The following is a 22,961-nucleotide window of genomic DNA, read 5'->3' on the forward strand; positions in this document are numbered from 1 at the left end:
TCCTGATTTATGGAAATGAATACTTTTTATTATCATGGAAACCTACTGGGAAACAAACAGGGGAATTCCCTCATTTCATGCTAGGAATTCCCCACATATCGTAATTTTAATTACTCCAATTTATTTCATCAAGTAAAAGTCGTGTTGGTATTGAAAATCTTACCGATTGTTTTTCCTTCTCAATCAGGATTTCTAGATCACATTTAAGTGATTTAAGCTGGGGCATGACAGATTGAAATAACTCTTGTGATGCAGGGTGAAGAAGATAACCCTCATATTCGATCACAGTGTGCCCTAACTCATCTTGACCAATAATTAATTGCGAAGCTTCTGTAGAAATAGCATACTCTTGTACCAATAGGGATATGATTGCTGCAATTTCCTCCTGACGTTCTCCACTCAATCGTGTTATTCGCTGATCTAACAGTTCACAAGTAATTCCTGCTGCTTGCGCCTCATGAAGTAGTTGGACAATTGGCCCTGTTTTATGATTCATTGCAGATTCAGTATCTTTATATAGTTGCTCATTTGATTTAGGTATTCCAACAAACTCCTCAACATCTCCAGAGTTAGTAACCTCGTCATACAATTGAGCAAGCACACTAGCACAGTCTTGCACACGTGCAATTTCCTGTGCAAGGAATATACGTCTGCTTCGATGACCAACGAGCAGTACACCATACGCTAGCCTTTGTGCCTGAATAGTAGATTTAATGGATACACCTACTCCAGAGTGAAGGGATTCCACTATGAAGATCGGATATTCTAATACCTCTTCCTGTACATCTCCCGGAAACACATTAACAACGTGTGGAGTCATCCCCTGCAGAACTTTACCAGCCATTCCTTTACCCATACGAACTGAAATTTTCTTGTATTGATCTGATTTGGCACCGAGGGCAAATCGCCAATAAATATCACGGTATATACCATCTGTTAACGCTATGGCAACAAAATCCAATCCTATTTCTTGCTTGAGTTCTTCTAGTTCTCTTTGGATTTTCTGCTGGATCGTAGTACTGTTAATCAATATCCAGTAACCCCCTTCTATAAGCCAATTTCACTAACTCTCGGCGATTATCTAATTGCAACTTATCCATCATATTTGCTTTATGATTCTCAACTGTCTTTACGCTAATCAATAGCAATTCTGCCACTTCCTTATTAGTATATCCCTTTGCTACTAGACTAAGAATTTCCTTTTCCCGTTCTGTCAGAGATTCGAATACATCCTTTGGATCTTTCGGCTGTCCTTGCAGATACCCTTGAATAACCTTTTTAGTTGCAGATGGATGTAAATATACAAGCCCTTGTTGAACCTGTTCAATGGCCGTTACAAGTTCGGATAATGGTGCTGATTTCAGAATATATCCTGATGCTCCTGCTTTTAGTGCGCGAAATAAATACTGTTCATCATCATGCATCGTTAGAACAATAACCTTCACTTCGGGCATTGATTGCAAAAGCTCCTTCGTTGTATAGAGACCATCACGGCCATTTGGAAAGCTTAGATCCATCAGCACAATGTCTGGTTTAAGTTCCATGGCTTGCTGAATACAGGATACACTATCTGCTGCTTCACCAACGACTGTGATACTGGCTTGTGCATCAAGTACAGCACGAAGCCCACTTCGCACGACAGCATGATCGTCTACAATGATAACCTTTATTTTCAACATATACCCTCCTATGATTTCGAACCAAAATGATCTGAATTAGAGATTTGCACCTGTATTGTAGTCCCTTCTCCCAACTTAGATTGAATGTCAAACGCGCCACCTAGAATCTTGACTCTCTCCTCCATACTATATAACCCAACTCCTTGACGGAGCTCAGAAGTAATGACAAAACCTAATCCGTAATCTCTTACCTTTAATTCTGCGGAAGTCTGATTAAGCTTTAACTGAACATCTATCATATCAGTTTGTGAATATTTAGCTGCATTCGTAAGTGCTTCTTGAACGATGCGGTAAAAGGCTGTCTCAATTGCCGCTGGCATACGCGCACCCTCCTCTTCCACTTTGAAATGAACCTGAATACCAAATTTCTGCCCATACATGCGGAAATATTTGCGGAGAGCAGCGATCAATCCAATATCATCAAGCGCAGATGGCCGTAGTTCGGCTGATAAGTCACGGATATCCTCGATCGTATTGCGAATAGCATCCTGCAAAGGGTCCATGTGATCATCAGATATCTCATTTCCAATATTCTGTTTCAACACTTCAGATTGAATCAGAATGCTATAGAGCGACTGTCCGATTCCATCGTGTAACTCGCGCGATATAAGTTTTCTTTCATTCTCTTGTGCGAGCAGTATGGAATGTGTAATCATCTTGGCAATTTGATGTTGTTCTTCCTGACGTTTCTCTTCAACTTCTTGAATACGCAATATACTTAAGGGCCCATGCATCGTGTCTACATAATGCGATACGCTAGCATTGACAGATTTGGTAACTCCCTGTGGAGTAACTACTTGAAGCTCTATTAACTGTTGAGATGAATCAGAAACAAAACAATCTTGATAAGAACAAAGTTTATGCAACCCTGGATAATTCGAACACATATTGCAGAAACTCAAGGTCATTTCACCATCATCTATATTTAACATTTGCTGAGCAGCTGGATTAATTCTCTTAATATTCATCTCTTTGTCAAGCACAAGAACACCATCTGAAATATGCTTAAATACACTTGCCAGTTGTTCTTGCTCTGATCTAAGCCTACGCCCTTGGGAATAAATAATAAAGAAAAATACAGTTGTAATAATTAATACAAAACAAAATGTCGTTATAAAATATTTCCAATCGTTATCATCGATCCCTAGCATAATTCGAATCGAGAATACAATGATTAAGGTAGTGCTGATCGTTAATAAGCCATTTCTAACCATGAACTTCGCTAATCCAAGTGACTTTCGAAAAGGTATCATTTTACTTCTCCTTTCATTGACTGAGATTACAGTCGACTTCTAGTCTACCACTAGCTTACATCCGTTGTGAATCATTAATCAAAACAAATTTTAAACAAGCAGAAACGGCAATACCGTCCCTTTTCAAGGGCGGCATTGCCATGAGGTCAAAATATAAGAAATAAAGTATCAAATGAAATCGTTTAATTACAATATATCTAAATCTGTTACTGCTCCATTGGATGCAGAGGATACTAAAGCTGCATATTTCGCTAGCGCACCAGTCTTAAACTTAGGTGATGGCTTAACCCATTTCTCGCGTCTTGTTTGTAGTTGTTCTTCCGTCACATTGAATTTGATTTCTTGCGTAATACTGTCGATGATGATAATATCATCGGTTTCTAAGAAAGCAATGGGACCACCCACTTGTGCTTCCGGGGCTACATGTCCTACAACAAAACCATGGGAACCTCCAGAGAACCGACCATCCGTAATTAGCGCTACTTCTCCACCCAAGCCTTTACCAACGAGCATGGCCGTTAGAGACAGCATTTCTGGCATCCCGGGACCACCTTTGGGACCCGCATAACGGATGACAACGACATCACCCTTCTTGATCTCATCGTTAACTATAGCTTCGGTTGCTTCATCTTCACTATTGTAGACACGTGCCGGTCCTTCGAAACGAAGATTTTTTAATCCTGACATTTTGGCAACAGCACCGTCCGGGGCAAGATTCCCTTTAAGAACGACTAATGGTCCACTTGTCTTCAATGGGTTATCAAATGAACGGATTACATCTTGATTTTCTTGCAAAGATGGCATTGCGGCTAGGTTCTCTGCAATAGTCTTGCCAGTAACCGTCATACAGTCACCATGTAGCAATCCTTCTGCCAACAATAGCTTCATCACACCAGGTACTCCACCAATATCATTCAGGTCTTGCATAACAAACTTCCCACTCGGTTTCAAATCAGCGAGATGAGGAACATTTTTGCGAATGCGATCGAAATCATCTAATGATAGATCAACTTGAGCGGAATGGGCCATAGCCAGTAGATGCAAGAAGGCATTGGTTGAACCACCAAGAGCCATAACAACTGTAATGGCATTCTCAAATGCTTCTTTCGTCATAATATCACTCGGAAGAATGTTTTTCTCAAGCAGACCTATTACAGCTTCGCCTGCTTTAGCACACTCTAGCGCTTTGTCAGAAGATATAGCGGCTGTTGATGAAGATCCAGGAAGACTCATTCCTAAAGCTTCAGCAGCTGATGCCATTGTATTCGCAGTATACATACCACCACATGCACCAGGACCTGGACAAACAGAACATTCAACTTTGTGTAGTTGCTCTTCATCAATTGTACCTTCGTGATATGCTCCAACCGCTTCGAATGCTGTAACGATATCAACATCTTGTCCATCTAACTTACCAGGCTGAATCGTTCCCCCATAGACATATACGGAAGGTATATTCAATCTACCCATGGCCATCAAGCAAGCAGGCGTATTCTTATCGCAACCCCCAACAGCTACTAATCCATCAAAACGTTCCGCATTCGTTACGATCTCAATAGAATCGGCAATAACCTCCCGACTTGGTAGTGAAAATAACATACCTTCATGTCCCATAGCAATACCATCGGATACGGTAACTGTATTAAAGATTAAAGGTGCTCCACCATGTTCCTTAACACCTTCTTTAGCTGCACGTGCTAAACCATCGATATGCATATTACAAGGCGTCACTTCACTCCATGTACTTGCTATACCAATCATCGGTTTTTTGAAATCTTCATCTGTAAAGCCAACTGCTCGAAGCATAGCACGGTTAGGTGTTCGATTAACTCCTTCACTAATATCCTTACTACGTGTTCTCAAGTCTTTTTGTTCTGTCATCCTAAATCAGCTCCCTTGTTGCTATATTAATGTATAAAGCTCGTTCATCGGTCTTAATAGGTTCTGTTTCATGATCGCTGAAGCTGTAGAAGAGTCACGTTGTTCCATGGCAGCGATAATTGCAGCATGTTCTTCCACTGATGAATTCGTAGAAGTCTCATGTTGTTGCAGAAAGACATACTTAAACCGCCGGATATGTGTTTGAATCGTTGAACTAAAAGAAGAAATATAGAGATTATCAGATATTTCAACAATCAGATTATGAAACTGCTCATCCATCTCCATCGCTTGATAGGGTTGTTTATTCTCAATCGCCTCAGCGAACCTAACGTTTAATGATTTTAATTGTTCAATCTGTTCTAGTTGGATTAGCGATGTTGATATCTCGGCAGCCAATGCATGCAATGATGCAAACACAGGATATAATTTAAGAATGTCATCCTTTTCAATATCCTTCACCCTTGTAGCTTTGCCAGGGTGAACCTCAACTAATCCTTGAACCTCTAGTAATAATAAAGCTTCTCGAATGGGCGTTCTACTTACACCAAGTGCTTCTGCTAATTCAGCATCAATTAATTGCTCTTTAGGCTGAAGCGTTCCATCAATAATCCATCTTTGGATTTGTGAGTATGCTCGCTCTTTCGCTGACATTCTATTCGGTGATGAGAAATCACTTGGAATTGGCATGCCGATTCTCCTCTTTTCATTTATTTATTATATGCAATATATCGCATACATATATTAAAATCAAGTGAACATTATTTTATTTTAAAAATTATCTTTTCTTAAAGCATAAAAAAAGACCACTTTTTTCAAAGTGGTCGCTGCTCAATCTAGAGCAGAAGTATTTGGATAGGAGTGGAGAGAAACCATACTGTAAGTTCATTGTAATGTATCCGTTTTCATTTGTCAATAACTGTTTTAAAAGTTAATGTAACCACTTTTAAAACTTATACAAACACCGTATATTCTAGCTCATGAAGTACAATTCTTGCCCGTTCCATATCCTCTTCTTGACGAAATGAAAGACGCATGACACCTGGAACATCCTCTCTACTCTCGATAATTTGAATATTACTAAGATTTATCTGTTCGGACCCAAGTTCGGTAGCGATCTTCCCGATAATCCCAGGATGATCTGGTACATTCAGATATAAATCAAATAGTGGCGTGATCATGCCCTTTCTACCTTCTGGAAGTTCATTGCGAAAGGCATTAGCCTTCTGGAATGCTTCTTCGATCGCCTGTCCATTACTACCTTTAAGCATATCAATAAAAATTGAAATTCCCTTATTCCAATCTTCAAGTAGACGTAACATCACTTCATTATTATTCAGAAGAATATCACGCCAGATGACGGGATCACTAGATGCTATCCGAGTAATATCTCTAAATCCACCTGCCGCCAATCTTCGATAGAGCATATTTGATTCGTTATAATCACTTATTTGGTTAACTAAAGCTACTGCGATAATATGTGGCAAATGACTGACTGCTCCCACGATTTCATCATGCAATTTTGGTTCTACCTTCACGATTTGTGCTCTAGTGTATAATAATAATTTCTCTAACGATTCAATGGCATATTCAGGGATACTAGCCGATGCACATAGAACATAAAAAGCATTCTCGAAGAGAAGAACTGAGGCAGCATCTACACCTGATCGCTCAGACCCAGCCATGGGATGTCCACCAATGAAAAATACATCTTTAAATTTCAATGCCTCGGCTGCTACCGATACGCTTGCTTTAGTGCTACCTACATCCGTAATAATACAGCCCTTCTTCAATGGCATTTCACTTAATTTAGTCAAGTATTCTTCTAATTTCCCAACAGGCACGCATAGAAAAATAAAGTCAGCATCCTTTGCCGCTTCTTCCATAGAAAGTGTCGCTACATCTACAACACCCTTACTCATATATTTGTCTATAGATTCAGGGCGGTGGGCGTGACCCACCACCGTTATACCTGGCTTATTCTTAAAACATAAGGCCAGTGAACCTCCGATTAAACCTACTCCAAAGATTGCAATTTTTGTTGTGTTCATGTTTCCTCACTTCTAATCGTCATGGATTCATTTTTTAAAATTAATCTCAAGCTAAGCTATTACCTTCTCAAGCGCTTGAATAAACACTTTATTCTGTTCCTTTGTACCTACGGAGACCCTGATATAACTAGGATACTTTTGATGACCAGCACGGATGATCACTCCTTGGCGTAACATAGCTTGAAATACCTCACCTGATGGCTTACGCACATCGACCATAATGAAGTTCCCATGTGCAGGTAGATGAGACAGGCCTAGACGGTCAAATTCCCCCTGCAAATAAGTAATTCCCTCTGCATTCAATCTTCTGCAATCTTCCACAAACGCCTGATCTTCTAGTGCTACAATAGCAGCAGCTTGCGCTATACTTGAAGTATTAAAAGGTTCACGTACTTGATTAATCAGTTTAATCACTTCAGGACTACCAACACCATAGCCTATACGAAGTGAGGCTAAACCATATATTTTGGAGAACGTACGCAACACAACTAGATTTGGATATTTATTTAATAACGATAGACCATCTGGGTAAGATGAATCTGTTACAAACTCACAATACGCCTCATCAAGCACGACCATAACCTGTGAGGGGATAGCATCTAAGAATGATGTAAGTGCATCTTCTGAAACAATCGTTCCTGTTGGGTTGTTAGGGTTACAGACCCAGATAATCTTTGTGCGCTCATTTACAGCAGCAAGCATAACGTCCAGATCATGGACTCCATTCTTTAAAGGAACCTCAATGGATTTAGCTCCTTCGATATCTGCGTTACTCTTATATACGGAGAACGTCTGATCAGCCATGATCGTCTCATCACCTGGAATAAAGAATGCACGTGTAATTAACGAAATGACTTCATCAGATCCACAACCGAAAATAATCTGATCTTGATTTACACCTAAGTATTTGCTTAAAACTTCCGTTAGGTTTACCGCACCCCCGTCAGGATATATGCTGATATTTTCTAGTTCAGATAGAATCGCATCTTTAACCCGCGGTGATGAACCATACGGGTTTTCATTAGAAGCTAATTTAATAACATTCTCTAATCCTAGTTCCCGCTTCACTTCTTCAATTGGTTTTCCTGGTTGGTATACAGGTAGATTAACAATATGTGCTTTCGGTTTCATAAATGACCACTCACTTTCTATCTTTATCCTTTTAATTGTGCCACGAATTCTCGTATTTGCAAAAGTCCCTGTTGTCTTGTGTTCTTATCATTTAATAATGGGATCACAGATTCAATTTCACGAACGATGGCACTTCCCACAACGACACCATCGCAAATTTTAGAGAAACGAGCCACTTGTTCATGTGTAGATATGCCAAAACCAACAGCAACGGGAATACTCGTGAACTGTTTGACTGTCTGAATAAATTCATCCACACCTTGGTGAAATGACGAACGTTCTCCTGTTACACCTAGAGAGGATACACAATATACAAATCCGCTAGCATTACTAACAATCTTCTCTATTCGCTCATGCGATGTTGGTGCGACTAATGGAATTAGACTAATACCCGCTTCATCCGCACGACGACGTATATCTCCTGATTCCTCTACTGGAAGATCAGGAATAATCAAGCCGCTGATTTCGTGACTTTTCACCTCTTCGAAGAAATGATCTAACCCCATTTGTAATACAGGGTTGTAATAGGTGAATAGAATAAAAGGCATCTTAACTCCAGCTTTACGAGCTAGTACGGCTGTCTCCATACAAGTTCGAAGATTAACATCATGCTTCAGCGCACGTTGTGATGCACGTTGAATAACAGGACCATCCGCTAGAGGATCTGAATAGGGAACACCTAGTTCAAGAATATCTGCACCCGCTGCTTCAAGTTGAATAATAATTTCTACTGTGGTCTCAATATCAGGATCGCCAACAGTCAAGAATGGAATAAGCGCAGTTTGATTCTGCTTTTTCAATGTTGCAAATCTCTGGTCCATCAAATTCATGACTGCTCACCCCCTGTATATGCCATGATGGATTCCACATCCTTATCTCCTCGTCCAGATAAACAAATAACGATAATATCATCCTTCGTTAGTGTCGGTGCAAACTTAATAACTTGCGCAACAGCATGAGCGGATTCAAGTGCAGGGATAATACCTTCAGTTCGACATAGCAACTGCAAAGCATCAAGCGCCTCTTGGTCCGTAATCGGGACATATTTAACTCGTTCAATATCTTTTAAATAAGAATGTTCTGGTCCTACACCTGGGTAATCAAGCCCCGCAGATATGGAATGTGCCTCTTGCACTTGTCCATGTTGATCTTGTAACAAATAACTCATCGACCCTTGGAATACACCATGGGTTCCTTTACTCATTGTGGCTGCGTGGAATTCAGTATCAACACCTTTACCAGCTGCTTCCACTCCAATCATTGCCACATCTTTATCTTCGATAAATGGATAGAACATCCCAATTGCATTACTCCCACCACCTACGGCAGCAACAAGCACATTGGGTAGTCGTCCTTCACATTCAAGAATTTGGCGTCTCGTCTCATCTCCAATAATTCTCTGGAAATTACGTACCATCATCGGATATGGATGTGGTCCTACAGCAGAACCAAGAATATAGAACGTATCTTCTACATTGCTAACCCAATAACGTAGCGCCTCATTTCCTGCATCCTTCAATGTACGTGAACCTGAAGTAACAGGAATAACCTCTGCACCCAACAATTTCATTCTAAATACATTCAATGCTTGACGTTTCGTATCATCTTCACCCATAAACACTTTACACTCCATACCAAGAAGTGCCGCAACTGTAGCTGTAGCCACACCATGTTGACCTGCACCCGTCTCAGCAATGACCTTTTTCTTACCCATACGTTTAGCCAGAATACCTTGTGCAATGGCATTATTGATCTTATGTGCACCTGTATGGTTTAAATCTTCACGCTTCAAATATATTTTAGCTTCACCTAAATGTTGACTGAGTCTTTCGGCAAAATAAAGGGGTGTCTCACGTCCTGAATACTGTTTCAACAAATAATCGATTTCCTCTTGAAAACTAGCATCGGCTGCATTTTGTTTATAAGCATCCTCTAATTCAATGAGCGCATTCATCAATGTCTCTGGTACAAATCGACCACCGAATTTACCGAAACGACCGTTCTGATCTGGAACTTGCATCATATCTGTTTCACCCTTTCAACAAAAGCTTTTATTTTCTCTATATCTTTCAAGCCATTACTTTCTACCCCACTAGAAACATCTACTCCATATGGATGGTAATTCGTAATCAGTTCTCCTACATTCGAAGGTTGAAGCCCCCCTGCAACAAACAGTGGGATGTTATGTTCCTCACACCACATCTGATATTGTGAAATTTGCTCCCATGCGAATGTCTGTCCAGATCCTCCACCATACACAGGGTCAAACGTATCTAGTAATAATGCATCTATTGCACCAATATACTCCTTGGGAACAAGTTGCTCATGACTATTCTCGATTCCATTTCCATTCACTTGAATTACTTTAAATACCTTCACTCCGAACCGTTGTTTCACCTTTAGACAGAAGTCAGCATCCTCTTGCCCATGTAACTGGATAACATCCAACCGTACTCGATTCATTACTTGATCTAAATAATCCAGCTCAGGATTTACGAATACACCTACACTCCCAGGTTGTTGACCATTCTGCCAACTCTTAAGTTGCAATATAAGTTCAGCTGCAAGTTCCAAAGTCACTTGTCTACGACTCTTCGCGAATATAAATCCAATGTAATCCACCGGTAAGTTTAACATAGATTTTAGCACTTCAACGTCCTGAAGTCCACATATTTTTACAACTGTATTTCCCATTCTAAAGCCTTCCCTTAGACTCACCAAGAGGTCCCATTAAATCTTGAACAGCCACGCCTACATCATTCTGACGCATGAAATACTCTCCAACAAGAACTCCATGGGCACCCGCCTGTTTCAGGAAATCCATATCAGATGTTCCTGCTATTCCACTCTCACTAATGATTGTCAATCCTTCCGGAATCATCTGAATTAGTTTAGCCGTCGTTTCCAATGATGTCTCAAATGTTTGCAGATTACGGTTATTGATCCCAATTAAAGAAGCTGACCCTAGATTTAATACAGTTTGCAACTCTTTTTCGCTATGAACTTCGATCAACGTATCTAATCCAATGGAAGAAGCAATCTCGATGTACGAAGATAATTGTTCTTTCTTCAATATGCTTACAATCAGCAGAACTGCATCAGCACCCAACAATCGGGCCTCATAAATCTGACGTTCGTCGATAATGAAGTCTTTGCGTAGTAAAGGTAACTTCACAGCCGCATGAACCGCCTGCAAATATTCTGAGCTGCCTTGGAAATAATCCACATCGGTTAATACAGACAAACAATCAGCACCAGCCTTTTCATAAGCTAGAGCAATCTCTACGGGATCAAAATGTGGACGAATTAACCCTTTGGATGGTGATGCTTTCTTCACCTCGGCAATTAACCCCATATCTCTATTACGGCTATTGGATAATGCTCTTTCAAAACCTCTTGTGTTCGACATGTCAGCAATTTTGCGTTCTGCATTTGCGAGATCGAAGGTCTTCGCAAGTTCTGCCACTTCTTTCACTTTTGTTTCGACTATTTTATCAAGATACATGGGATTCTTCTCCTGTCATTTGGATCAATTGATTTAGTTTCGCATAAGCAGCTCCACTATCTATGGCTTCTGCAGCAAGTTTCACACCTGCAGCTATACTATCAGCTATTCCAGAAATATAAATACAAGCACCTGCATTAGCTAGAACAACATCTCGGTAGGGACTTATCTCTCCTAGTAGAACGGCTCGTGTGATTTCAGCATTTCGTGCTGCATCCCCACCTAATACATCCTCTAATGGGTGCATTTCAAGTCCTAAATCATGTGGATTTATATCATATGTAGTAACTATACCTCTTCTTAATTCTGATATTTGTGTAGGAGCTGAAATACTAATTTCATCCAATCCATCATGACTTGAGACGACTAGAGCACGTTTAAGACCAAGTTCTCTGAGTGAATGTGCAATGGTCTCAGTCATATTCCGATTATAGATCCCTAATAGCTGGCGATCAGCACCTGCAGGATTGGTCAGTGGCCCTAATATATTAAAGACGGTTCGAATGCCAAGTTCCTTCCTTGGAGCGGCTGCATGTCGCATAGAAGGGTGATAAATTTGGGCGAATAAGAAACAAATTCCGATCTCATCCAAACAGTATTTCGCATGTTCAGCCGTTATGTTAATATTCACGCCAAGTGCTTCCAATACATCCGCACTTCCTGCACGTCCGGAAGCTGAACGGTTACCATGCTTGGCAACACGCACAGACACAGCAGATGCAATGATTGCAGATGTGGTCGAGATATTAAATTTATGAATTCCTGATCCACCAGTACCACATGTATCTAGCAATTGAGCACCCTCAGTCTGTATTCTACTACCCGATCCACGCATAGCTTCAGCAAAACCAGTGATCTCATCTACTGTTTCACCCTTGATGCGTAGCGCAGTTAGCAATCCACCGATCTGAGCATGAGTTGCTGCACCATCCATGATAATCTGCATCACTTTCCTAGCCTCTTGTCGTGAAAGATCATTTCCATTTATCAATTGATTTAGACTAGTTTGAATCAAAGTTGCATGATCTACTTCTACCGATTTCTGATTTACTGAACTCAACTTTTCTATACTTTTCTCCACTAGGCTCATCTCCATTGTTTATATTAGCTTCATCTCATCTCAATTTCAGCACATCACTTAGGTGTATATTCGTATAAATAATCTTGATTAATCATATCTTCATCATTTTTTATAGGAGGAAACATTAATTCTGCTGTACGGATCGCTTTTAATAATGCTTTCGCTTTATTAACTGTTTCTTCATACTCTTTCTCCGGAATAGAATCCCATACAATTCCAGCACCTGCTTGTATATAAGCTTTTCCTTTACGGAAAATCAATGTACGGATTGTTATGCATGAATCCATATTCCCTGAGAATCCAAGATAACCAATCGCCCCTGCGTAGGCACCACGAGCTTCCTTCTCTAACTCAGCAATAATTTGCATAGCTCTTAGTTTCGGTGCACCTGATACCGTTCCTGCTGGTAAGCATGACAGAAAAGCATCAAAGAAATCCTTATCTTCGCGTAGTTGTCCCGACACATTCGAGACAATATGCATTACATGTGAATACTTCTCTATTTCCATAAAAGAATCGCATTTCACAGTCCCAAATTGAGATACTCTTCCAAGATCATTACGGCCAAGATCAACGAGCATTAAATGCTCTGCACGTTCCTTCTCATCTGCCATCAATTCTTCAGCTAATGCTCGATCTTCACTTTCAGATAACCCACGCGGTCTTGTACCCGCTATAGGACGCGTTTCAACACGGTCTCCATCTACTTTAACCAATGCCTCCGGCGAGGTACCTACGATAATCTCTTCGCCCATTTTTAAATAATACATATAGGGTGATGGATTTAATGTTCTAAGAACACGGTAAACATGTAACGGAGATACTTCTGTTTCAATATGAAAACGTTGTGACAATACAACTTGAAATATGTCTCCAGCTCGGATGTATTCTTTGGCTTGTTCCACATTGGATATATATTGTTCTTTCGTCATATTCGATTTAATATCACCTAGTTCCACATCTTGTGGAATGCTATGGCGGTTCACATTTTCACGTGGTCCTTGTTCTTGCAATTGCTCAGCAATGTATTCTAACTTATGACTAACGGCATCATATGCCTTAGCAATATCTTGATCTCTATCCCCTTCGTTGACGTGTACATTGCCTACTAAGAGGATTTGTTGCTTCACATGATCAAAAGCAATAATAGAATCACAGAACATGAAGCGAATATCATCCATATGGAGATCATCGACGGCATGTGCAGGTAGATTCTCATAATACTGCAGTAGATCATATCCAAAGAATCCAATGGCACCACCTGTAAATGGTGGCATTTCTTCAAGCTTCGGGCTTCGATAAGAGCGTAACAATGCCTTCAGCTCTTCAACTGGTTTACCCTTCATTACTTCCTCTACACCATTCTTTTCTAGCACAATTCTGCCCTGTTTTCCAGAAATCATTAGAAAGGGATCCGTTCCGATAAAGGAATATCTAGCCCATTGACTACCTCCTTCTACGCTTTCCAGCAAAAATGAATGCTCGCGTTGGGCATACCTCTGAAAAATACGAATTGGCGTTTCCATATCTGATAAAAGACGTTTCACAACGGGGATTAAATTATATTGCTTTGAAAGTGTAATTACTTGATCTAAACTGGGGGTCATCATGACCATCCCTCCCTGATTATATTGGTCTTACGAATGCCAAAGCCAGTATAAACATTTCTTATAATTAAAGAAAAACCTCTACAAAAGTAGAGGTTTTGGGGTCATGAAGTATATGAAAGAGTCCGGTTACTAATCCCTTCTTCAATTCAAGAACATATTCCCTTAATAAAGAATCAGAAATAGGTTCATGAATCGAAAATACGATTCAGTACCGAAATAAAGTACATATGGACTCTGCTCAACTCTTCTCAACTCAGCTAACTCTACTCAACTAAGACTACTATACATGATTCCAATAACTTTTGACAACCCGATAGTTAAAATTTTAATTAGTTCCTTGACCGGATAGGTCAGGACGAAGTTTACGTGCATCATTTAAATACACATGCTTCATTTCACGCTGACTTTTCTCAGTGTTCACTTGAATCATAAATCTGATGCAATGAGGTAGACTCCCTTGAACAGGGATTTCAACCGAGCACATCAAGGGAACGAGTTCCCAACCTTCCAATTCTCGAATGGCTCTCGCAGGGAAAGTAGCATCTAAATCATGAGTCATGGTAATCCATACACTGCAGATATCTTCCGGTTCAATCTCATTACGGATCACAATTTCTCGTAGTAATGTCATCGTTTCTTTAATTATTTCTTGTTCTTCATTCTTTGTTACACTCGTTGCTCCACGAATACCGCGATTATACAAGAACTTCCCCTCCTTCTCTAAGTTGATCAATTGTTTCTCGAACAAGTTGTACAGGCACATCCTTCACAATACTTACCGACCCAATCGATTCAGGTATGATAAAGAGCATATGCCCTTCTCTAAATTTCTTATCATGCATCATTGCCTTTATAATATCATCCGTTGATAGATGCGCTGCCATTGTCACTGGAAGTTTAAGCGATTGGAGCATACTAACCGTCTCATCGTAAATACTAGAATCACGACCTAGACGACCAGCTAGTAACGCTGATCCCGCCATCCCGATTGCAATAGCTTCACCATGCAAGTATTCTCCATATCCAGCAACAGCTTCTATCGCATGCCCGATAGTATGACCCAAATTAAGAATTGCTCGTAAACCATTCTCTCTTTCATCTTGGGAAACAACATCTGCTTTGATGCTACAACCTCTTTCCAATCCATAACCAAGTGCATCTGGATCAAGTGCTACTAATTCTGAGGAATGTTCTCTACACCATCTAGCGAAGTCACCATCACGAATCAAGCCATGTTTCACCATTTCAGCTAGACCAGCAGATACTTCACGTGGAGGTAATGTCTGCAATGTGTCCAGATCGTAGAGCACAAGTTCTGGTTGATGGAAAGCCCCAATCATGTTCTTAGCAAGTGGATGATTAACAGCTACCTTCCCGCCTACACTGCTATCATGAGCGAGAATCGTAGTCGGAACCTGAACGAACTTGATCCCTCTCATATACGATGCGGCTACGAATCCAGCTAAATCACCTACAACACCACCACCAAGTGCAATGACAGTTGAATTACGATCTAGTCCCCCTTCGATCGCGGTTGTCATAACATCTTCAAAGACGGTTAATGATTTAGAAGGTTCCCCTGCTTTTACTATTTTGGATACGGATTCGTAACCTGCTGCGCTTAATGTACTTTCTAGTGAGGAAAGGTAGGTTGGAGCAATATGGTCATCCGTCACAATCATTAATGGGCTCTTAGTAGAAATCCCGTGATTTTTGAAATATTCTCCAATATGTTGTAATAGGCCCGATCCAATATAGATCGGATACGAACGATCGCCCAAATCCACATTCACGGTTCTCATATCTAGTAATTCTCCAATTGAGAAAGATAGCTCTTGTAATTTGCTCTAATCTCATCCATAGAATCGCCACCGAATTTTTCTAGGAATGCCTTAGCAATCTCCCAAGCAACAACATGTTCCATAACAACACTAGCTGCAGGAACTGCGCATGCATCAGAACGTTCTACTTGTGCAGTGAAAGCTTCCTTCGTATCGATGTCTACACTTTGCAGTGGTTTATACAATGTTGGAATAGGCTTCATGACACCACGAACCACGACGGGCATACCATTCGTCATTCCACCTTCAAATCCACCCAGACGATTACTTGCACGATAATACCCTTTTTCCTCACTGTACATAATCTCATCATGTACTTGCGATCCTCTTAGAATTCCTGCTTCAAACCCAATACCAATCTCTACGCCCTTGAATGCATTAATAGACATAACACCTTGTGCAATTCGTGCATCTAATTTGCGATCATATTGAACATAACTACCAAGACCAATTGGAACGCCTTCAACGATACACTCAACAATACCACCGATCGAGTCTCCGTCTTCCTTAATCTGATCAATGTAAGCTTCCATCTTCTTCTCTGTTTCAGCATCAATTACCCTCACTGAAGAAGCTTCTGTCTGTTCAATCAATTCATCAATAGATAAGTTATTAGCTGGAGCCTCAATTTCACCAATACGTATCACTTGTCCTGCAATCTTAATACCGAACTCTGCTAGAAATTGACGAGCTATTGCCCCACAAGCAACACGAACTGTTGTCTCACGTGCACTTGAACGTTCCAGAACATTACGTAAATCCTTATGATTATACTTAAGTCCACCATTAAGATCTGCATGCCCCGGTCGAGGACGGTGTACACGTCTCTTCTCTTCGTCTGTCCCTTCAATTGGCTCGATATTCATAATATTACGCCAATGTGTCCAATCATTATTAGCGACTACTAATGCCAATGGTGCTCCTGTTGTGTAGCCGTGTCTAACTCCACCCACGATTTGAGCGGTATCCTTCTCAATTTGCATACGTCTTCCCCGTCCATAACCCTTTTGACGGCGATGAAGTTGGAAATTCAATTCATCAAAATCTAATGTTAAATTACTAGGTAAACCTTCAATAATAGCTGTGAGTTGGGGTCCGTGAGTCTCCCCCGCTGTTAAATAGCGTAAACTCATGTTGCTTTCCCCCTTTAGACTTTCATACTGTAAATGGCTAAAATCCGATAATATCTTTGCTTATTATAGTATAGGACATACACTTTGACAAGAAAGGTAACATCACTTTTCTTATCTGAATATAAAAAAAGCACCGTTCCTCACAAATACAGGATACGGCGCAAATAACACATAGGCTTGTCAACCATTGATTGGTTGGTTCTTCAACTCAATATTTTTGGGATCCTTCAGAGAATTTAGAACTAGTACATTAAGATGTGCTTGTTCTAAACCTAAGATCTGTCCACATTCCTGAATTGTAATGAAACCTCGATGGTAAGCTTTGATGACCTTGCGTTTATCCATACTAAGTAAATCCCTCCACTAACATCCATTAGATTCTATAAGATATTAGTATCGCAAACTGCTCATGGAAATATACATTAATGAAAGATCATCTATGCCTTTTTTCGATAAAAGAATGTTTCAGTCGGCTCAAGATCATATTGTGCTGGCGAAAAAATCTGTTCTGTGCTACCTACAAATAAATATCCACCCGGACGCAAACTCTTTGCAAATTTATGATAAAGATTATTCTTAGCTTCTTCTGTAAAGTAGATCATTACGTTACGACATACAATAAGATCATAGGAATTCTCGAAAGAGTCTAATAATAAGTTCTGCTTCTTAAATTGAACAGCTTTCTTCAAAGATTCATCAATTGCGTACAGCATCCCATTTGCAACAAAATGTCTAGCAGCTACATCCTTCGGTACATCTTTTAATGAACGCTCCAGATATAATCCCTTACGAGCTTTCTCTAATGCACCATCATCTAAATCTGATGCTATAAGTGTTGTATTCTTTAAAAGCCCTTTATCTGCTAGGATCATAGCTAATGTATAAGGTTCTTCTCCTGTTGAGCACGCTGCACTCCAAATTTTGAGACGTCCCTTATTACTCTGAATAATTTCTGGAAGAATGATATCACGAAGAACTTCCCAACGGTTCCGGTTACGCCAGAACTCAGATACATTGATCGTCATTCGATCTAGAAATTCATAAAGGAGGTCTTTATTTTGTGTCATCCCCTTAAAGAATGAATCAAAGGATTGATAACCATGCTTAACACGGAGTGTCGTCAATCGGCGCTTCATCTGTCCTTCTTTATATTGCGCAAGGTCAATTCCAGTAGATTTCTTAATTGACTCAATGAATTTAACATAATCGAGATCAACTGCTTCATTCTCTATTCGGGAATCTTGAGGTAATAATTTCGGTTTTATATCCATGGTTTTAGTCCTTTGTCATAATTCACGAGTTCATTCGAATCAAAGAAATTACGAATCTCTCTTGTACTGCTCTCTACAGAGTCCGAGCCGTGAATCAAATTATTTGGTGTATGTGCAGCAAAATCTCCGCGAATCGTACCTGGTTGTGCTTCTCTGACATTCGTTTTACCAATAAGAATACGAGATAAAGTAATGATGTCATCACCTTCCCATACCATGGCTAGAACCGGTCCTGAAGTGATCATTCTAACAAGATTAGGGAAGAAGTCTTTTCCCACATGCTCATTGTAATGAAATTCTGCTTGTTCTATAGTTACTTGAACAAACTTACATGCGACTAAAGTAAAGCCCTTATCTTCAAGACGACTTATGATTCGACCCACTAATCCACGTTGTACACCATCAGGTTTAATCATTAGAAAAGTACGTTCCACGGGATCCACTCTCCATTTTCAATATGATCTTCTTGTAACAAAGTGAGCTATATCCTTCAAATTTCGTTTAATTTTGAGATCTGGAAGTTCAGCTAATACTTCCAAAGCCTTGTTAATATACCTAGTAGCTAATTGTTCCGATCTGCTAATGCCTGAACTACTTTTTATTAGAGATATTGCTTTAGCAACATCACATTGTCCATTCAATTGATGGATATGAGCTAATTCATCAATTAATGATTGCCGGACTTCAAGATCTTGTAGTGCATAAATCACAGGTAAGGTTATATTTCCCTGACGAATATCACTTCCAGGTGGTTTGCCAATTTGCTTCTCAGTTCCGCAAAGATCTAGTAAATCATCTTGTATCTGAAAAGCCATCCCCACATAATATCCATATCGGTAAAGAAGGCTACTAATTTTAGAGTCTGCCTCTGCAGCGACAGCACCTAGTTGACAACTTACAGCAATCAATAATGCTGTCTTGCGACGAATACGAAGCATGTATCGTCGTACACTTTGTCCTGTATTAAAAAAGTCTCGAATTTGCTCCATTTCTCCGATGGACATCTCAACCATAGCTTTAGATAATATTTGATGGATTAAAGGATTTGGAAGCTGTGACACGATATCTAGCGCTTTAGCATAAATGTAATCCCCTGTATACATGGCGATTTTATTATCCCATTTCGCCTTCACAGTGAGTTGTCCTCGACGAGTATCCGCATCATCAATGACATCATCATGAACGAGCGAAGCCATGTGAATCAATTCAAGGGGAACCGCTACTCGCATCAGCTTCTCTAGATCGTATTCACCAAATTTACCTCCTAACAATACAAAGACAGGACGTAACCTCTTCCCACCTGCTTTTAGAAGATGAAGTGATGTCTCATGAATAAGCTCATCGCCACTCATACTACGAAAGAGTTCCTCTTCTATGTATGCCATATCTTTTTTTAACAATCCGAACATATCTAGTTTTTTCATTCTTTCACCTGTATTCGCGTTTTCTCTTGCCATAATTCCATAGTCACTTCATGAGATATAAGCCCTAGTTCGTAAGCATAACGAAAATATAGTTCTAGCCCCTGTCGTTGTCTAGCCCCATAATCGTAACATAGATTCTCGAAATAACGCTGCCAATATTTCATTGTTCCACCAATAGTCTTCATAGCTTCATAAACTATAGGAGATAAATCTGATAAACTCTGACGTTTACTTGCAAGTAAAGCATCTACGATCTCTCGAATGACTTCAGGTTTATTCTCAGCGGCATCACGATGTACAGCCCATACTGCAAAGGTCATGCTAAACCCTGTCCACTGATTCCAAAGTTCACTTAGGTCTGTCACATACAACCCATGATCTTCCCAAGAAGCCTTAATCGCATGATCTCCAATGAGGAGTGCAGCATCTGCAACTTCCATCATACGACTGAGATCTGGATCCACAGTGATATATTCCGGATTCCCCTCCAATGCTTTACTCATTAATATTTTTAGTAAATTAGTGGAGGAGGCTGATGTATTGGTCACAGCAATTCTACCATTAATAATATATTCTAAAGGTACCTTAGAGAATAATAGGATGGAATGTACAGGGCCATCTGCGCTAACAGATAAGTCCGGCAGTAACAATAATGAATCTGATATCTCCCCATAGGCGAACGAAGATAAGGCTCCAATATCAATCTGACCTTCACCCATCCCTCTATTTAGTATAGAAGGAACATCTGTTATCATCTCCACAGTGCCATGCAACGAGTCTGGTTCAAAATAATAAAAAATAGGCCAAGCATTTGTATATTGGATTTTGCCAAGAACGGTCTTGTCATTATCCTGTGAGCCCATCGTCAACCCTCCCATCTTTTGAATAATTGATGATCAATGCGGAGATTATCGAGTACTTTACCCACAACGAAATCAATCAAGTCGTTTATACTCTGGGGATGGAAATAAAAAGCTGGCATCGCTGGAATCAATCTCACCCCAAGTCTAGCCAACTTTAGCATATTCTCTAAATGAATAGCATGAAGTGGCGTTTCACGAGGTACAATCACTAATGGACGTCCTTCTTTAAGCATAACATCGGCTGCCCGGGATAGTAAGTTATCAGATGAACCATTTGCAACAGCGGATAAGGTTCCCATCGAACATGGTGCAATAATCATTCCATCCACTTGAAAAGACCCACTCGCAATCGACGCACCAATATCTGAATTTGGATGGTACTGATACACTCCAGGATAATGTCCAAACTTCTCATTCAAGATCCCTTCTCGATCAGTAGTACTCCAATCCAACTCCTCCTGCAACACACGCCAACCTGCTTGAGATATTACGATATGTACATCTAGATGATTAGCTAACAAGGTCTCAATCAGTCTAATACCATAAATAGAACCGCTAGCCCCAGTTATGCCAACAACCCACCTTTGTTTCCTTCCTAGGATATTCAACCTGTTAGCACCACCAAATCAACCAGTGTGAACACAAACACTATGATACTTAGAACACTATTCATCGTGAAGAAAGCGGTTTGCAATTTACTCATGTCTTTTGGTGAAAGAATAAGATGTTCATAAATTAAAATACCACATGATATTATAATTCCTACGAAATACCACCAGTTCAAAGAAGTTGTAAAGTAAAGAGTGATAAAACCGATCGCTGTAATCACGTGAAAAACACGGGCAACCTGCAATGATTTATGAATACCGAAACGTGCTGGAATAGAATATAATCCTTCTTTTTTATCAAATTCCATATCCTGAATGGCATAGATAATATCAAAACCAGCAGTCCAAAAGGACAATGTGATATAAAATATGAAAGCACTTGAGTCCACACTATTCGTGACAGCAACCCAGCCACCAAGCGCTGCCAGAGATGTAGTCAACCCAAGAACAACATGGCATAGCCACGTAAAACGTTTCGTGTAGGAATAGATAACAAGCATAAATACCGCAATTGGTAATAACTTCACGGAAAGCGGCGTCAATTCATAGGCTGCCCAGAATAATAGGATGAATGATACAATTGTAAAGATTAACACTTCCATCGTTTTAAGTAATCCAGCTGGAATAGCTCGATTAGCCGTACGTGGATTCTTCTTATCAATTACCTGATCAATAATTCTATTTAAGCCAAATGCTGCACTTCTAGCACCAAATAATGCCATCACAATCCAACCGATCTGTGCCCATGTTGGGAGTTCACCGTGAACCGTAACCGAGCCAAGTAAAGCACCCATGAACGCAAATGGTAGTGTAAATAGGGTATGCTCAATTTTAATCATTTCAAGATATACTGCAATTTTTTTAAACATGCTAAATCTCCTTAATCCCAATATGTAATGCTGCTATTCCACCAGTTAGGGGGTGAGCTTCGACATGCTGAAGTCCGACTTGTTCAAATATCTTTGCAAGTTCATCTCTCCCAGGAAATAAAGAGACTGAGACAGGTAACCATTTATACTGTTCATATCTTGAGGCGAATAATTTACCTAAGTTTGGTAGTATTTTTTCAAAATAGAAATAGTAAATACCCTTAAATGGCTGCCATGTAGGCTTCGATAGTTCAAGACAGACTACCATTCCACCAGGCTTGACAACTCGTTTCATTTCATGTAGAACCTGTACAAGATCCGGAACATTCCGTAATCCAAACCCAATTGTTGCATAATCGAACTTATGATCTTCAAAAGGGAGACTCATGGCATTACCTTCGATTAACGTGATGTTCTCAGCTAATTTATGATTATTCACTTTACGACGACCCACTTCAAGCATACTTGGACTGAAATCCAGCCCGATGATCTTCCCTGATCCACTTGCCTCAGCTAAACTAAGTGTCCAATCACATGTTCCACAACAGATATCAACAGCGTTCTCACCCTGTTTCATATCCATTCTTGCCATTGCGAATTTTCGCCATGCTTTATGTCTGCGAAAACTTAAGATATCATTCATCACGTCATATTTCGTAGCAATACTCTCAAAAACAGATTGTACGAACTGTTCTTTAGGCACATCCTTTTCCACTTCCTGTACAACACCAACATGTTGATCAGAGGTATTACGTTTCATTCAA

General features: G+C 40.1%; 24 protein-coding genes. All 24 read right to left on the reverse strand.

The window, feature by feature from the left end:
• Positions 1-106: 106 nt before the first annotated feature.
• Positions 107-1,030 carry a hypothetical protein gene (locus tag LPB68_RS03450; RefSeq protein WP_068657840.1) on the reverse strand — a complete coding sequence of 308 codons (924 nt, stop codon included), beginning with the start codon at positions 1,028-1,030 and terminating at the stop codon, positions 107-109.
• Positions 1,023-1,679, reverse strand: a complete 657-nt coding sequence (locus LPB68_RS03455) for a response regulator (protein WP_068657839.1) — start codon at positions 1,677-1,679, stop codon at positions 1,023-1,025. The genes LPB68_RS03450 and LPB68_RS03455 overlap by 8 nt, the downstream gene beginning before the upstream one ends.
• Positions 1,680-1,687: 8 nt before the next feature.
• Positions 1,688-2,932 (reverse strand): sensor histidine kinase, encoded by a 1,245-nt coding sequence (locus LPB68_RS03460; RefSeq protein WP_068657838.1) that lies wholly within the window; start codon positions 2,930-2,932, stop codon positions 1,688-1,690.
• Positions 2,933-3,118: 186 nt separating this feature from the next.
• Complete coding sequence (ilvD, locus tag LPB68_RS03465; protein WP_068657837.1) at positions 3,119-4,813, reverse strand: dihydroxy-acid dehydratase; 1,695 nt, start codon at positions 4,811-4,813, stop codon at positions 3,119-3,121.
• Between the two features lie 21 nt (positions 4,814-4,834).
• Positions 4,835-5,500, reverse strand: coding sequence for a GntR family transcriptional regulator (locus tag LPB68_RS03470; protein WP_068657835.1), 666 nt, complete (start codon positions 5,498-5,500; stop codon positions 4,835-4,837).
• Positions 5,501-5,763: 263 nt separating this feature from the next.
• Positions 5,764-6,861: a prephenate dehydrogenase gene (locus LPB68_RS03475; protein WP_068657834.1), complete on the reverse strand. Its 1,098-nt coding sequence runs from the start codon at positions 6,859-6,861 to the stop codon at positions 5,764-5,766.
• 51 nt (positions 6,862-6,912) lie between these two features.
• Positions 6,913-7,992 (reverse strand): histidinol-phosphate transaminase, encoded by a 1,080-nt coding sequence (gene hisC, locus LPB68_RS03480; protein WP_068657832.1) that lies wholly within the window; start codon positions 7,990-7,992, stop codon positions 6,913-6,915.
• Positions 7,993-8,015: 23 nt separating this feature from the next.
• Positions 8,016-8,822 carry a tryptophan synthase subunit alpha gene (gene trpA / locus LPB68_RS03485; RefSeq protein ID WP_068657831.1) on the reverse strand — a complete coding sequence of 269 codons (807 nt, stop codon included), beginning with the start codon at positions 8,820-8,822 and terminating at the stop codon, positions 8,016-8,018.
• Positions 8,819-10,015 carry a tryptophan synthase subunit beta gene (trpB, locus tag LPB68_RS03490; RefSeq protein ID WP_068657829.1) on the reverse strand — a complete coding sequence of 399 codons (1,197 nt, stop codon included), beginning with the start codon at positions 10,013-10,015 and terminating at the stop codon, positions 8,819-8,821. The genes trpA and trpB overlap by 4 nt, the downstream gene beginning before the upstream one ends.
• Positions 10,012-10,686 (reverse strand): phosphoribosylanthranilate isomerase, encoded by a 675-nt coding sequence (locus LPB68_RS03495; protein ID WP_068657827.1) that lies wholly within the window; start codon positions 10,684-10,686, stop codon positions 10,012-10,014. The genes trpB and LPB68_RS03495 overlap by 4 nt, the downstream gene beginning before the upstream one ends.
• A 1-nt stretch (position 10,687) precedes the next feature.
• Positions 10,688-11,497: an indole-3-glycerol phosphate synthase TrpC gene (trpC, locus tag LPB68_RS03500; RefSeq protein WP_068657825.1), complete on the reverse strand. Its 810-nt coding sequence runs from the start codon at positions 11,495-11,497 to the stop codon at positions 10,688-10,690.
• Entirely contained in the window at positions 11,487-12,512 is a 1,026-nt protein-coding gene (gene trpD / locus LPB68_RS03505; protein WP_068658663.1) for an anthranilate phosphoribosyltransferase, read from the reverse strand. Before trpD ends, trpC begins: the two co-directional genes overlap by 11 nt.
• Positions 12,513-12,631: 119 nt before the next feature.
• Positions 12,632-14,188 (reverse strand): anthranilate synthase component I, encoded by a 1,557-nt coding sequence (gene trpE / locus LPB68_RS03510; RefSeq protein ID WP_068657821.1) that lies wholly within the window; start codon positions 14,186-14,188, stop codon positions 12,632-12,634.
• Between the two features lie 325 nt (positions 14,189-14,513).
• Entirely contained in the window at positions 14,514-14,891 is a 378-nt protein-coding gene (aroH, locus tag LPB68_RS03515; protein ID WP_068657820.1) for a chorismate mutase, read from the reverse strand.
• A complete protein-coding gene (gene aroB / locus LPB68_RS03520) occupies positions 14,884-15,990 on the reverse strand; it encodes a 3-dehydroquinate synthase (protein WP_068657819.1) in 1,107 nt (368 codons plus the stop codon). Before aroB ends, aroH begins: the two co-directional genes overlap by 8 nt.
• A gap of 2 nt (positions 15,991-15,992) precedes the next feature.
• Positions 15,993-17,162, reverse strand: a complete 1,170-nt coding sequence (gene aroC / locus LPB68_RS03525; RefSeq protein WP_068657818.1) for a chorismate synthase — start codon at positions 17,160-17,162, stop codon at positions 15,993-15,995.
• Positions 17,163-17,342: 180 nt separating this feature from the next.
• Complete coding sequence (locus tag LPB68_RS23080; protein WP_198402152.1) at positions 17,343-17,507, reverse strand: hypothetical protein; 165 nt, start codon at positions 17,505-17,507, stop codon at positions 17,343-17,345.
• Between the two features lie 92 nt (positions 17,508-17,599).
• The gene (locus tag LPB68_RS03530) at positions 17,600-18,433 is read right to left on the reverse strand and encodes a CheR family methyltransferase (RefSeq protein WP_068657817.1); all 834 of its coding nucleotides are present in this window, start codon (positions 18,431-18,433) and stop codon (positions 17,600-17,602) included.
• Positions 18,424-18,867: a nucleoside-diphosphate kinase gene (ndk, locus tag LPB68_RS03535; protein ID WP_068657813.1), complete on the reverse strand. Its 444-nt coding sequence runs from the start codon at positions 18,865-18,867 to the stop codon at positions 18,424-18,426. Before ndk ends, LPB68_RS03530 begins: the two co-directional genes overlap by 10 nt.
• An 18-nt stretch (positions 18,868-18,885) precedes the next feature.
• Positions 18,886-19,857 carry a polyprenyl synthetase family protein gene (locus LPB68_RS03540; protein WP_068657811.1) on the reverse strand — a complete coding sequence of 324 codons (972 nt, stop codon included), beginning with the start codon at positions 19,855-19,857 and terminating at the stop codon, positions 18,886-18,888.
• Positions 19,854-20,720 (reverse strand): menaquinone biosynthesis protein, encoded by an 867-nt coding sequence (locus LPB68_RS03545; protein WP_068657809.1) that lies wholly within the window; start codon positions 20,718-20,720, stop codon positions 19,854-19,856. Before LPB68_RS03545 ends, LPB68_RS03540 begins: the two co-directional genes overlap by 4 nt.
• A gap of 2 nt (positions 20,721-20,722) precedes the next feature.
• On the reverse strand, positions 20,723-21,328 hold the full coding sequence (locus tag LPB68_RS03550) for a UbiX family flavin prenyltransferase (protein ID WP_068657807.1): 606 nt from the start codon (positions 21,326-21,328) through the stop codon (positions 20,723-20,725).
• Positions 21,325-22,197, reverse strand: a complete 873-nt coding sequence (locus tag LPB68_RS03555) for a UbiA-like polyprenyltransferase (protein WP_068657806.1) — start codon at positions 22,195-22,197, stop codon at positions 21,325-21,327. The genes LPB68_RS03550 and LPB68_RS03555 overlap by 4 nt, the downstream gene beginning before the upstream one ends.
• A 1-nt stretch (position 22,198) precedes the next feature.
• Entirely contained in the window at positions 22,199-22,957 is a 759-nt protein-coding gene (locus tag LPB68_RS03560; RefSeq protein ID WP_068657805.1) for a demethylmenaquinone methyltransferase, read from the reverse strand.
• Positions 22,958-22,961: the final 4 nt, after the last annotated feature.

The sequence above is a fragment of the Paenibacillus crassostreae genome (assembly GCF_001857945.1).
Classification (GTDB): Bacteria; Bacillota; Bacilli; order Paenibacillales; family Paenibacillaceae; genus Paenibacillus_AQ; species Paenibacillus_AQ crassostreae.

Excerpts from the sequence above, each read along its gene's own strand:
- LPB68_RS03455 (WP_068657839.1), bottom strand. The coding sequence starts at position 1,679 with ATGTTGAAAATAAAGGTTATCATTGTAGACGATCATGCTGTCGTGCGA.
- LPB68_RS03460 (WP_068657838.1), bottom strand. The coding sequence starts at position 2,932 with ATGATACCTTTTCGAAAGTCACTTGGATTAGCGAAGTTCATGGTTAGA.
- ilvD (WP_068657837.1), bottom strand. The coding sequence starts at position 4,813 with ATGACAGAACAAAAAGACTTGAGAACACGTAGTAAGGATATTAGTGAA.
- LPB68_RS03470 (WP_068657835.1), bottom strand. The coding sequence starts at position 5,500 with ATGCCAATTCCAAGTGATTTCTCATCACCGAATAGAATGTCAGCGAAA.
- LPB68_RS03475 (WP_068657834.1), bottom strand. The coding sequence starts at position 6,861 with ATGAACACAACAAAAATTGCAATCTTTGGAGTAGGTTTAATCGGAGGT.
- hisC (WP_068657832.1), bottom strand. The coding sequence starts at position 7,992 with ATGAAACCGAAAGCACATATTGTTAATCTACCTGTATACCAACCAGGA.
- trpA (WP_068657831.1), bottom strand. The coding sequence starts at position 8,822 with ATGAATTTGATGGACCAGAGATTTGCAACATTGAAAAAGCAGAATCAA.
- trpB (WP_068657829.1), bottom strand. The coding sequence starts at position 10,015 with ATGATGCAAGTTCCAGATCAGAACGGTCGTTTCGGTAAATTCGGTGGT.
- LPB68_RS03495 (WP_068657827.1), bottom strand. The coding sequence starts at position 10,686 with ATGGGAAATACAGTTGTAAAAATATGTGGACTTCAGGACGTTGAAGTG.
- trpC (WP_068657825.1), bottom strand. The coding sequence starts at position 11,497 with ATGTATCTTGATAAAATAGTCGAAACAAAAGTGAAAGAAGTGGCAGAA.
- trpE (WP_068657821.1), bottom strand. The coding sequence starts at position 14,188 with ATGATGACCCCCAGTTTAGATCAAGTAATTACACTTTCAAAGCAATAT.
- aroB (WP_068657819.1), bottom strand. The coding sequence starts at position 15,990 with ATGAGAACCGTGAATGTGGATTTGGGCGATCGTTCGTATCCGATCTAT.
- aroC (WP_068657818.1), bottom strand. The coding sequence starts at position 17,162 with ATGAGTTTACGCTATTTAACAGCGGGGGAGACTCACGGACCCCAACTC.
- LPB68_RS23080 (WP_198402152.1), bottom strand. The coding sequence starts at position 17,507 with ATGGATAAACGCAAGGTCATCAAAGCTTACCATCGAGGTTTCATTACA.
- LPB68_RS03530 (WP_068657817.1), bottom strand. The coding sequence starts at position 18,433 with ATGGATATAAAACCGAAATTATTACCTCAAGATTCCCGAATAGAGAAT.
- LPB68_RS03540 (WP_068657811.1), bottom strand. The coding sequence starts at position 19,857 with ATGAAAAAACTAGATATGTTCGGATTGTTAAAAAAAGATATGGCATAC.
- LPB68_RS03545 (WP_068657809.1), bottom strand. The coding sequence starts at position 20,720 with ATGGGCTCACAGGATAATGACAAGACCGTTCTTGGCAAAATCCAATAT.
- LPB68_RS03555 (WP_068657806.1), bottom strand. The coding sequence starts at position 22,197 with ATGTTTAAAAAAATTGCAGTATATCTTGAAATGATTAAAATTGAGCAT.
- LPB68_RS03560 (WP_068657805.1), bottom strand. The coding sequence starts at position 22,957 with ATGAAACGTAATACCTCTGATCAACATGTTGGTGTTGTACAGGAAGTG.